Source organism: Streptomyces sp. CO7, assembly GCF_053474865.1.
Genome location: NZ_JBRIOU010000005.1, coordinates 480486 through 491789 on the forward strand (window position 1 = coordinate 480486; position 11304 = coordinate 491789).

Consider the following 11304-nt stretch of genomic DNA (forward strand, 5'->3'; position numbering starts at 1 on the left):
GGGCCACCGGGAGGTATCCCCGGTGGCCCGCCGCCGTTCGCGCGTCATGCCTGGCGCGTCATGCCTGGTGCGTCACGCCTCGCGCGCGCCCTCGTACATCTCCTCGATGAGGTGCGCGTACTCCCGCTCCACCACCGGCCGCTTCAGCTTCAGGCTCGGGGTGATCTCGCCGTGCTCGACGTCGAGGTCACGCGGCAGGAGGCGGAACTGCTTGACGGTCTGCCAGCGCTGCAGGCCCTCGTTGAGCCGCTTCACGTAGCCCTCGACCATGGCGACCGTCTCCGGCGCGGCGACGACCTCCGCGTAGGACTTGCCGCCCAGCCCGTTCTCCGCGGCCCAGCCCATCAGGGCGGCCTCCTCCAGGGCGATCAGCGCCGTGCAGTAGTTCCGCGAGGCGCCGTGGACCAGGATGTTGGAGACGTACGGGCAGATGGCCTTGAACTGGCCCTCGACCTCGGCCGGGGCGATGTACTTGCCGCCCGAGGTCTTGATCAGGTCCTTCTTGCGGTCGGTGATCCGCAGGTACCCGTCGGTGGAGAGCTCGCCGATGTCGCCGGTGTGGAACCAGCCGTCCTCCTCCAGGACCTCGGCGGTCTTGTCCGGCAGGTTGTGGTAGCCCTGCATGATGCCGGGGCCGCGCAGCAGGATCTCGCCGTCGTCGGCGATGCGGACCTCGGTGCCGGGCAGCGGCTTGCCCACCGTGCCGGTGCGGTAGGCCTCGCCCGGGTTCACGAAGGAGGCGGCCGAGGACTCGGTGAGCCCGTAGCCCTCCAGGATGTGCACGCCGGCGCCGGAGAAGAAGTAGCCGATCTCCGGGGCGAGCGCCGCCGAGCCGGAGATGCAGGCGCGCAGGTTGCCGCCGAAGGCCTCACGGATCTTCTTGTAGACCAGCAGGTCGGCGACCTCGTGCTTGAGGGAGAGACCGAACGGCGCGGTCGCGTTGCCGGTGCGGCGGTAGTTCTCCTGGGTGGCCTTGCCGTACTCGCGGGCGATCCCGGCCGCCCACCGGAAGATCTTGTACTTGGCGCCGCCGCCCGCGCGGGCCTTGGCGGCCACGCCGTTGTAGACCTTCTCGAAGATGCGGGGGACGGCCGCCATGTAGGTCGGCCGCACCACCGGCAGGTTCTCGATGATCTTGTCGACCCGGCCGTCGACGGCGGTGACGTGACCGACCTCGATCTGGCTGGAGAGCAGGACCTTGCCGAAGACGTGCGCCAGCGGCAGCCACAGGTACTGCACGTCCTCCGTGGTGACCAGGCCGGTGGCGGCGATCGCCTTCGCCATGTACGACCAGTTGTCGTGCGGCAGGCGCACGCCCTTGGGGCGGCCGGTGGTGCCGGAGGTGTAGATCAGGGTGGCCAGCTGGTCCTTGGTGATCGCGGAGACCCGCTCCTTGACCAGCTCGGGGGACTTCTCCAGACGGGCCGCGCCGCGCCGCTCGAGCTCCTCCAGCGTCAGGACGGTCCCGTTCGTCTCCACGCCCGCCGGGTCGATCACCACGATGTGGGTGAGCGAGGGCAGCTCGTCCTTCTTCTCCAGCGCCTTGGCCACCTGCGAGGCGTCCTCGGCGATCAGCACCCTGCTGCCGGAGTCGGAGAGGATGAACGCCGACTCCTCGGCGTTGGTCGAGGGGTAGACCGTGGTGGTGGCCGCGCCCGCGCAGAGGATGCCGAGGTCGGCGAGGATCCACTCGACGCGGGTCGCCGCCGCCAGCGCCACCCGCTCCTCCGGGGCGACGCCCAGGTCGATCAGGCCCGCCGCGATGGAGAACACGCGGTCGGCGGACTGCTTCCAGCTGAGCGACGTCCACTCGTCGGGGCCCTGCCCGGCGGACGGCACCGGGTAGCGGTACGCCTCGGTGTCGGGCGTGGCCTCCACGCGCTCCAGGAACAGGTTCGCCACACTCGGCGGACGGTTATCGATCAGGGTCTGTGTGTCGCTCACGACAATCCTCCGGGGCCCGCCCGCAGTACGTGCGGCCGGCTCGGCCACTACTGACGGCTGCTGGTGCGGCTGGCTGGTTTGCTGCTGGCTGATGAACGGCTGAACGGCCTCGCGTGTCCCTGCTTAACTCGCGAGTAACTGAGGAGACGGCATCAGGGTAAGGGCCGACCCTGCGGTATGTAAGAGGCTACGGGCAGGCATTTGCGCAGTTCTTCCGGCCGCGCGACGCCGAAGGGCCCGCCGCGGCGACGCGACGGGCCCTTCCGGCGGGACTCCGGTGTCCGCAACTGGGCGGACTCCCGGTCCACTTCCGGCCTACTTCTTCCCCTTGCCGGACGACGCGCTGTCGTCGCTGGAGAGCACGGCGATGAACGCCTCCTGGGGGACCTCCACGGAACCCACCATCTTCATCCGCTTCTTGCCCTCCTTCTGCTTCTCCAGCAGCTTCCGCTTCCGGGAGATGTCACCGCCGTAGCACTTGGCGAGGACGTCCTTGCGGATGGCCCGGATGGTCTCGCGGGCGATCACCCGGGAGCCGACGGCGGCCTGGATCGGCACCTCGAAGGCCTGCCGGGGGATGAGCTCGCGCAGCTTGGCGACCAGCCGCACGCCGTACGCGTACGCCGCGTCCTTGTGGGTGATCGCCGAGAAGGCGTCCACCTTGTCGCCGTGCAGCAGGATGTCCACCTTGACCAGGCTGGACGTCTGCTCGCCGGTGGGCTCGTAGTCCAGCGAGGCGTAGCCGCGGGTCTTGGACTTCAGCTGGTCGAAGAAGTCGAAGACGATCTCCGCGAGCGGCAGCGTGTAGCGGATCTCCACGCGGTCCTCGGAGAGGTAGTCCATGCCGAGCAGCGTGCCGCGACGGGTCTGGCACAGCTCCATGATCGCGCCGATGAACTCCGACGGCGCGAGGATCGTGGCGCGCACGACCGGCTCGTACACGTCGTTGATCTTGCCCTCGGGGAACTCGCTCGGGTTGGTGACGACGTGCTCGCTGCCGTCCTCCATGACCACGCGGTAGACCACGTTGGGGGCGGTGGCGATCAGGTCGAGGCCGAACTCGCGCTCCAGGCGCTCGCGGATCACGTCCAGGTGGAGCAGGCCGAGGAAGCCGACGCGGAAGCCGAAGCCCAGGGCCGCGGACGTCTCCGGCTCGTAGACCAGCGCCGCGTCGTTGAGCTGCAGCTTGTCCAGCGCGTCGCGCAGCAGCGGGTAGTCCGAGCCGTCCAGCGGGTACAGGCCCGAGAACACCATCGGCTTCGGGTCCTTGTAGCCGCCCAGCGCCTCGGTGGCGCCCTTGTTCAGGGTGGTGACCGTGTCACCGACCTTGGACTGGCGGACGTCCTTCACGCCGGTGATCAGGTAGCCCACCTCGCCGACGCCCAGGCCGTCGGCCGGCAGCATCTCGGGCGAGTTGGTGCCGATCTCCAGCAGCTCGTGCGTGGCGCCGGTCGACATCATCCGGATGCGCTCGCGCTTGTTGAGCTGGCCGTCGATCACACGGACGTAGGTAACCACGCCGCGGTACGAGTCGTAGACCGAGTCGAAGATCATCGCGCGGGCCGGGGCGTCCTTGACGCCGACCGGGGCCGGGATGCGCTCGACCACGCGGTCCAGCAGGTCCTCGACGCCCACACCGGTCTTCGCGGAGACCTTCAGCACGTCGGAGGGGTCGCAGCCGATCAGGTTGGCGAGCTCCTCGGAGAACTTCTCGGGCTGCGCGGCCGGCAGGTCGATCTTGTTCAGCACCGGGATGATCGCGAGGTCGTTCTCCATCGCCAGGTACAGGTTGGCGAGCGTCTGCGCCTCGATGCCCTGGGCGGCGTCGACGAGCAGGACGGTGCCCTCGCAGGCGGCCAGGGACCGGGACACCTCGTAGGTGAAGTCGACGTGCCCGGGGGTGTCGATCATGTTCAGGATGTGCGTCGGGTTCTGCTGCGCCCCGTTCCTCGGGGCCCACGGCAGACGCACCGCCTGGGACTTGATCGTGATGCCGCGCTCACGCTCGATGTCCATGCGGTCGAGGTACTGGGCGCGCATCTGCCGCTGCTCGACGACGCCGGTCAGCTGGAGCATCCGGTCGGCGAGCGTGGACTTGCCGTGGTCGATGTGCGCGATGATGCAGAAGTTGCGGATCAGAGCCGGGTCGGTACGGCTCGGCTCGGGCACATTGTTAGGGGTCGCGGGCACGCAGGGTCCTGTCTCTTGAGGCGCCTTATGCCTCGGGTCGGATCTGTACGCAGCCTCCATCGTCCCATGGCCCGGCCCCTGTGACGGGTTTGGGCCGCTCGTCGGGCGACTGGTAGCCTGGGTGGCTGTGTCTCCACGCCCGCGTGTCATGCCTGTGCGCGGAGGCTCACCCAAGAAAATCACACGGCCCGCGAGGCCTCGGCCTCGTGTGCCAAGAACCTGAAAAGGCTCCTTCGTGGCGAACATCAAGTCCCAGATCAAGCGGAACAAGACCAACGAGAAGGCCCGGCTGCGCAACAAGGCCGTCAAGTCCTCTCTGAAGACCGCGATCCGCAAGGCCCGCGAGGCCGCTGCCGCGGGTGACACCGAGAAGGCGACCGAGTACCAGCGCGCCGCTGCGCGTCAGCTGGACAAGGCCGTCTCCAAGGGCGTCATCCACAAGAACCAGGCCGCCAACAAGAAGTCGGCGCTTGCTTCCAAGGTCGCCGGCCTCCAGGGCTGAACCGCCCCGGTCCGTTTGTGATCTGAACGACTGAACGACCGCCGGTAGGACCCAGAGCGGGCCCTCTCTCATCCGCTCCCGACCGGCACCAAGGGTCCGTACGCGGCCTGCGTTCGCCACGCGGGTACGGACCCGGCACCCTTTTCAGCGCCCCGGCCCTCGTGCCGCCTTCCCCAGGCGGTCCGGAGGCCGGGGCGTCGGTCTTCCCGGGCACGGTCCTCCGGGGGCCGGCGGTCCTCCCGGGCAACGACGCGGGTGGGGGACAATGGTCCCCATGCCTTCCGCACTCCCCGACGGCGAGCCCGTCCCCGCCGACGGCGCGTTGCCGGCCTCCGCCCTCGAGGGCGCCCCGGAGCGCCCCCTCGGGTTCTACCTGCACGTCCCGTACTGCGCGACCCGCTGCGGGTACTGCGACTTCAACACCTACACCGCCACCGAGCTGCGCGGCAGCGGCGGCGTGCTCGCCTCCCGCGACAACTACGCGGACACCCTCGCCGAGGAGGTCCGCCTGGCCCGCAAGGTGCTGGGCGACGACCCCCGCCCGGTGCGCACCGTCTTCGTCGGCGGCGGCACCCCCACCCTGCTGGCGGCCCGCGACCTGGTGCGGATGCTGGACGCGGTCCGCCAGGAGTTCGGCCTCGCCGAGGACGCAGAGGTCACCACCGAGGCCAACCCGGAGACCGTGGACCCGGCCTACCTCGCCGAGCTGCGTGAGGGCGGCTACAACCGGATCTCCTTCGGCATGCAGTCCGCCCGCCCCCACGTGCTGCGGATCCTCGATCGCACCCACACCCCGGGCCGCCCCGAGCAGTGCGTCGCCGAGGCGCGCGCGGCCGGGTTCGAGCACGTCAACCTGGACCTGATCTACGGCACGCCGGGGGAGTCCGACGACGACTGGCGCGCCTCGCTGGAGGCCGCGCTGGGCGCCGGTCCCGACCACGTCTCGGCGTACGCGCTGATCGTCGAGGACGGCACCGGGCTGGCCCGCCGCATCAAGCGCGGCGAGGTCCCGATGACCGACGACGACGTGCACGCCGACCGCTACCTCATCGCCGAGGAGATGCTCTCGCAGGCCGGGCTCGACTGGTACGAGGTCTCCAACTGGGCCGCCTCCGACGCGGCCCGCTGCCTGCACAACGAGCTGTACTGGCGCGGCGCCGACTGGTGGGGCGCCGGACCGGGCGCGCACAGCCACGTCGGGGGCGTGCGGTGGTGGAACGTGAAGCACCCCGGCGCCTACGCCGCGGCCCTCGCCGAGGGGCGTTCCCCGGGCGCCGGGCGCGAGCTGCTCTCCGCGGAGGACCGGCGCGTCGAGCGCATCCTCCTCGAGCTGCGGCTGGTGGACGGGGTCCCGCTGGACCTCCTGCGCCCGGCCGGCCGCGCCGCCGCCGACCGCGCCCTCGCGGACGGCCTGCTGCGCCCGCAGTCCTTCGCCGCCGGCCGCGCCGCCCTCACCCTCCGCGGCCGCCTCCTGGCCGACGCGGTGGTCCGGGACCTGGTGGACTGAGCGGGCCCGCCACTCGTGCGAGTGACTCCGTGCGGTTCGGCCCCTCCCGTGCCTACGCTGTTCGTAAGCTGCCGCTGACAGTGCGCGACGCGGCGGACCGGGAGGCTCACGGAGATGACCGCTGTGGACGAGCGAGGGATGGCCGACTTCTTCGCGGACTTCGAACCGCCCGAAGGCGCCAAGGCGGAGCTTCTGCGGGGGGACATCGTGATGATGGCCGGCCCCGATCTGGTGCACAACCGGATCGTCACCGAGGTGCAGGACCAGATCCCCCGCACCCGATGGGAACGCCTGCAGACGCAGGACGTGGACATCGTCGGGGAGGCCAGCGAGCCGGTGCCCGATCTGGTGGTTCTCGAGGCGGGGCGCGGCCCGGCATCGGGCCGGCTGCTGCCGTCGCACCTGATCACGCTGGTGGTCGAGGTGGTCTCCCGGACCAGCGTCGACCGCGACTACGGTGTCAAGCGGCTGATCTACGCGGCCGGCGGGGTGCCGGGCTACCTGATCATCGATCCGGTCATGGCGCACTGCGTGTTGTACACCGAGCCGGCAGGACAGGGCGAGGACGCCGACTACCAGGTACAGCGGATCACCAAGTTCGGCGATCCGCTGCCGGTGGGCCCGCTGGGGATCGAGCTGGAGACGGGAGCCTTCGGGGCGTACGAGGGGGTCAGGCCTCACTCGAGGCCGTGACGAAGTCGATCAGTTCCTCGACGCGGCCCAGGAGCTCCGGCTCCAGGTCCTTCCAGTCACGGACGCGGGAGAGGATGTGGCGCCAGGCGGCGCCGGTGTTGTCGGGCCAGCCGAGGGCGCGGCAGACACCGGTCTTCCAGTCCTGACCGCGGGGGATCACCGGCCAGGCCTCGATGCCCAGGGCGGAGGGCTTCACGGCCTGCCAGATGTCGATGTAGGGGTGGCCTACCACCAGGGCGTGGTCGCTGGTGACTGCCTCGGCGATGCGCCACTCCTTGGAGCCGGGCACCAGGTGGTCGACCAGGACGCCCAGCCGGGCGTCGGGGCCCGGGGCGAACTCCTCGACCACGGCCGGCAGGTCGTCCACGCCCTCCAGGTACTCCACGACCACGCCCTCGACGCGCAGGTCGTCGCCCCACACCTTCTCGACCAGCTCCGCGTCGTGCCGCCCCTCCACGTAGATGCGCCCCGCGCGGGCCACCCGTGCCCGCGCGCCGGGGACCGCGACGGAACCGGAGGCGGTGCGCGAGGGGCGCCTCGGGGCGGCCGCGGCGGCGCGGACCAGGGTCACCGGTCGGCCCTCCAGCAGGAAGGCGGCCGGGGCCAGCGGGAAGACGCGGTGCTTGCCGTGCCGGTCCTCCAGGGTGACCGTGCCGGCCTCGCAGCCCACCACGGCGCCGCAGAACCCGGTGGCGGGGTCCTCCACGACCAGACCGGGCTCCGCGGGCACCTCGGGTACCGGCTTGGGCTTCTTCCACGACGGCGTGAGGTCGGAGGAGTACTGGCGCATTCGGCTGACGATAGGAGAAACGGCGGGGCTCGCCCAGGCGACACGCCCTCCCGCACCGTCACCAGGCCGTGCCGAACCTCCGGGACAGTTCCTCCCGCTGCCGCCGGACGAACGCGGCGTCCACCACCGCCCCGTGCCCGGGCACGTAGAGCGCGTCCTCGCCGCCCAGCTCCAGCAGCCGGGTGAGGGCCGCCGCCCAGCGGGAGGGCACCGCGTCCTCACCGGCCTGCGGTTGACCGGACTCCTCGACCAGGTCGCCGCAGAACACCACCGGGCGCGGACCCGGCACCAGGACCGCCAGGTCGTGGGCGGTGTGGCCCGGCCCCATGGCGGTCAGCACCGGGCGGACGCCGCCGCCCAGCTCCAGCACGTGGTCGTGGTGCACCTCGTGCCGCGGCACGGTCAGCGACTCCAGCGCCGTGTCCGCGGCCTCGGCGGTCAGCCCGTTCGCCACCGCGTCGGCCCGCAGCGCGTCGCGCCCCTCGGCGGAGGCCAGCAGCGCGCCGCAGCCGACCACGGCGTGCACCTCCGCGCCCGCGAACACCCCGGCGCCGAACACGTGGTCGAAGTGAGGATGGGTGAGGGCCACATGCGTGATGCGCCGCCCTTCCCCCAGCAGTTCCTCGGCCTCCTGGCGGATCCGCGTGCCCTCCGCCACACTCGAGCCCGCGTCCACCAGCAACGCCCCGCCGGGGCCGGCCACCAGGCCCACCGTGCAGTCCCAGACGGGCAGCCGCAGCCGCCCCACGCCGGGGGCCAGGGCCTCCCAGCCGAGACTTTCCCCTCCACCAGGGGCTTCCCACGTCACGCTCATGGGGCGACGCTATCGGGACCGCCCTGCGACCGCCCTTGCCCGCGCCGTACCCTCCGGCCGTACACTGACTGGTAATGACTGGCACTCGCGGAAGCCGAGTGCCAGTCGACGCAAGGGGCAGAAGCGGTGAGGCCGAGCCGACATCCGGAGGTGTGCGCGATGCTGAGTGAACGCAGGCTGCAGGTGTTGCGCGCCATCGTCCAGGACTACGTCGGGACCGAGGAGCCGGTGGGCTCCAAGGCCCTCACCGAGCGGCACAACCTCGGTGTGTCCCCCGCGACGGTGCGCAACGACATGTCCGCGCTGGAGGAGGAGGGCTACATCGCCCAGCCCCACACCAGCGCGGGGCGGATCCCCACCGACAAGGGATACCGGCTCTTCGTCGACCGGCTGGCCGACGTGAAGCCGATGACCCAGCCCGAGCGGCGCGCCATCCAGAACTTCCTGGACGGCGCCGTCGACCTCGACGACGTGGTGGCCCGCACGGTGCGGCTGCTGGCGCAGCTGACCCGGCAGGTCGCGGTCGTCCAGTATCCGTCGCTCACGCGTTCGGCGGTGCGGCACGTGGAGCTGCTGGCGCTCGCGCCGGCCCGGGTGATGCTGGTGCTGATCACCGACACCGGCCGGGTCGAGCAGCGCCTGATCGACTGCCCCGCCCCGATCGGCGAGAACACCCTCGCCGACCTCCGCGCCCGGCTCAACAGCCGGGTCACCGGGCGCCGGTTCACCGACGTCCCGCTGCTGGTGCAGGACCTGCCGGAGGCCTTCGAGCAGGAGGACCGCGGGACGGTCGCCTCGGTGCTCTCCACCCTGCTGGAGACGCTCGTCGAGCGGACCGAGGAGCGGCTGATGATCGGCGGCACCGCCAACCTGACCCGCTTCACACATGATTTTCCCCTCACCATCCAGCCCGTCCTGGAGGCGCTCGAGGAGCAGGTCGTGCTCCTCAAGCTCCTTGGGGAGGCTCAGGATTCGGCCATGACCGTCCGTATCGGTCATGAGAACGAGTACGAGGGACTCAACTCCACGTCCGTCGTGTCGGTGGGCTACGGTTCGGGCGGCGAGGCAGTCGCCAAGCTCGGCGTGGTCGGACCGACCCGCATGGATTACCCGGGAACGATGGGAGCAGTACGCGCAGTGGCACGGTACGTCGGACAGATCCTGGCGGAGTCGTAAGTGGCCACGGACTACTACGCCGTACTCGGCGTGCGCCGCGACGCGTCCCAGGACGAGATCAAGAAGGCGTTCCGGAGGCTCGCCCGCGAGCTGCACCCGGACGTCAATCCCGATCCGAAGACGCAGGAGCGGTTCAAGGAGATCAACGCCGCCTACGAGGTGCTCTCGGACCCGCAGAAGAAGCAGGTCTACGACCTCGGCGGCGACCCGCTCTCCCAGGCCGGCGGCGCCGGCGCGGGTGCGGGCGGCTTCGGGGCCGGCGGCTTCGGCAACTTCTCCGACATCATGGACGCCTTCTTCGGCACGGCATCGCAGCGCGGACCGCGCTCGCGGACCCGCCGCGGCCAGGACGCCATGATCCGGCTGGACGTCGAGCTGACCGAGGCGGCCTTCGGGACCACCAAGGAACTCCAGGTCGACACGGCCGTGGTCTGCAAGACCTGCCACGGCGAGGGCGCCGCCCCCGGCACCTCCGCGCAGACCTGTGACATGTGCCGCGGCCGCGGCGAGGTGTCCCAGGTGACGCGGTCCTTCCTCGGCCAGGTCATGACTTCGCGGCCCTGTCCCCAGTGCCAGGGCTTCGGCACGGTCGTGCCCAACCCGTGCCCCGAGTGCGCGGGCGACGGCCGGGTGCGCTCGCGCCGGACGCTGACCGTGAAGATCCCCGCCGGCGTGGACAACGGCACCCGGATCCAGCTGGCCGGCGAGGGCGAGGTCGGCCCGGGCGGAGGCCCGGCGGGCGACCTCTACGTCGAGATCCACGAGCTGCCGCACGAGACGTTCCAGCGGCGCGGGGACGACCTGCACTGCACGGTGACGATCCCGATGACGGCGGCGGCGCTCGGCACCAAGGTGCCGCTGGAGACGCTCGACGGCCGCGAGGAGGTCGACATCCGTCCCGGCACGCAGTCCGGGCAGTCGATCCCGCTGCACGGGCGCGGCGTCACCCACCTGCGCGGCGGCGGGCGCGGCGACCTCATCGTGCACGTCGAGGTGCTGACGCCGACGAAGCTGGACCCGGAGCAGGAGCGGGTGCTGCGCGAACTGGCCAAGCTGCGCGGGGAGGAGCGGCCCACCGGGCAGTTCCAGCCCGGTCAGCAGGGGCTGTTCTCCCGGCTGAAGGACGCGTTCAACGGGCGCTGAGGCGCCCCTCGGGGGTCGTCGCGGACCGGTGCGGTCCGCGGCGGCTCCCGTTCATTTCCTGCTTCGACCACCGCGCCTGGAGGCGTAGTTGACCGCCCCCGTCTTCGTCGTCGACGAGCTGTCGCCGCACGGGTCCACGTATCTCCTGGACGGCCCCGAGGGCCGGCACGCCGTGTCGGTCAAGCGGCTCCAGCCGGGCGAGGCGGTGGTGCTCACCGACGGCCGGGGCCACTGGGCCGAGGGCGTCGTCGAGGCCGCCGAGGGCAAGGACCGGCTGGTCGTCGGCGGGCTCGCGGAGGTCCGCGAGGAGCCCGTGCCGAGCCCGCGCATCACGGTGGTGCAGGCGCTGCCCAAGGGCGACCGGGGCGAGCTGGCGGTGGAGACCATGACCGAGACCGGGGTGGACGCGATCGTCCCCTGGTCCGCGGCGCGGTGCATCACGCAGTGGAAGGGCGAGCGGGGCGCCAAGGCGCTGGCCAAGTGGCGGGCCACCGCGCGGGAGGCGGGCAAGCAGTCGCGGCGGACGCGGTTCCCCGAGGTCGCGG

10 protein-coding genes are annotated in these 11304 nt (G+C 71.4%); 6 read left to right on the forward strand and 4 right to left on the reverse strand.

Annotated elements, in window-relative coordinates:
- Window positions 1-72: 72 nt before the first annotated feature.
- Entirely contained in the window at window positions 73-1944 is a 1872-nt protein-coding gene (locus ACOV8S_RS20665) for an AMP-dependent synthetase/ligase (protein ID WP_448319269.1), read from the reverse strand.
- Window positions 1945-2259: 315 nt separating this feature from the next.
- The gene (lepA, locus tag ACOV8S_RS20670; RefSeq protein ID WP_448319271.1) at window positions 2260-4134 is read right to left on the reverse strand and encodes a translation elongation factor 4; all 1875 of its coding nucleotides are present in this window, start codon (window positions 4132-4134) and stop codon (window positions 2260-2262) included.
- Between the two features lie 235 nt (window positions 4135-4369).
- Between lepA and rpsT the strand changes: the two genes are divergently transcribed.
- The 3 genes from rpsT to ACOV8S_RS20685 all read left to right on the forward strand — a co-directional run bounded on the left by rpsT (window position 4370) and on the right by ACOV8S_RS20685 (window position 6836).
- Window positions 4370-4636 carry a 30S ribosomal protein S20 gene (rpsT, locus tag ACOV8S_RS20675; protein ID WP_351114517.1) on the forward strand — a complete coding sequence of 89 codons (267 nt, stop codon included), beginning with the start codon at window positions 4370-4372 and terminating at the stop codon, window positions 4634-4636.
- Between the two features lie 274 nt (window positions 4637-4910).
- Window positions 4911-6143, forward strand: a complete 1233-nt coding sequence (hemW, locus tag ACOV8S_RS20680; protein ID WP_448319274.1) for a radical SAM family heme chaperone HemW — start codon at window positions 4911-4913, stop codon at window positions 6141-6143.
- A 114-nt stretch (window positions 6144-6257) separates the two neighbouring features.
- Window positions 6258-6836, forward strand: coding sequence for a Uma2 family endonuclease (locus ACOV8S_RS20685; protein WP_448319276.1), 579 nt, complete (start codon window positions 6258-6260; stop codon window positions 6834-6836).
- On the opposite strand, the gene ACOV8S_RS20690 is transcribed toward ACOV8S_RS20685, so the two are convergent.
- Both ACOV8S_RS20690 and ACOV8S_RS20695 read right to left on the reverse strand, forming a co-directional pair.
- Window positions 6814-7626 carry a DUF3097 domain-containing protein gene (locus ACOV8S_RS20690; RefSeq protein ID WP_448319277.1) on the reverse strand — a complete coding sequence of 271 codons (813 nt, stop codon included), beginning with the start codon at window positions 7624-7626 and terminating at the stop codon, window positions 6814-6816. The two genes, ACOV8S_RS20685 and ACOV8S_RS20690, sit on opposite strands and share 23 nt — an antisense overlap.
- A 58-nt stretch (window positions 7627-7684) precedes the next feature.
- Window positions 7685-8440 carry an MBL fold metallo-hydrolase gene (locus tag ACOV8S_RS20695; protein WP_448319279.1) on the reverse strand — a complete coding sequence of 252 codons (756 nt, stop codon included), beginning with the start codon at window positions 8438-8440 and terminating at the stop codon, window positions 7685-7687.
- A 159-nt stretch (window positions 8441-8599) separates the two neighbouring features.
- Here ACOV8S_RS20695 and hrcA point away from each other — a divergent pair, with 159 nt between their 5' ends.
- The 3 genes from hrcA to ACOV8S_RS20710 form a co-directional block, all read left to right on the forward strand.
- Complete coding sequence (hrcA, locus tag ACOV8S_RS20700; RefSeq protein ID WP_448319280.1) at window positions 8600-9616, forward strand: heat-inducible transcriptional repressor HrcA; 1017 nt, start codon at window positions 8600-8602, stop codon at window positions 9614-9616.
- Window positions 9617-10759 carry a molecular chaperone DnaJ gene (dnaJ, locus tag ACOV8S_RS20705; protein ID WP_448319281.1) on the forward strand — a complete coding sequence of 381 codons (1143 nt, stop codon included), beginning with the start codon at window positions 9617-9619 and terminating at the stop codon, window positions 10757-10759. It begins immediately after the preceding gene.
- Between the two features lie 88 nt (window positions 10760-10847).
- On the forward strand, window positions 10848-11304 hold a 457-nt coding region (locus ACOV8S_RS20710; RefSeq protein ID WP_448319282.1), incomplete at its 3' end, for an RsmE family RNA methyltransferase.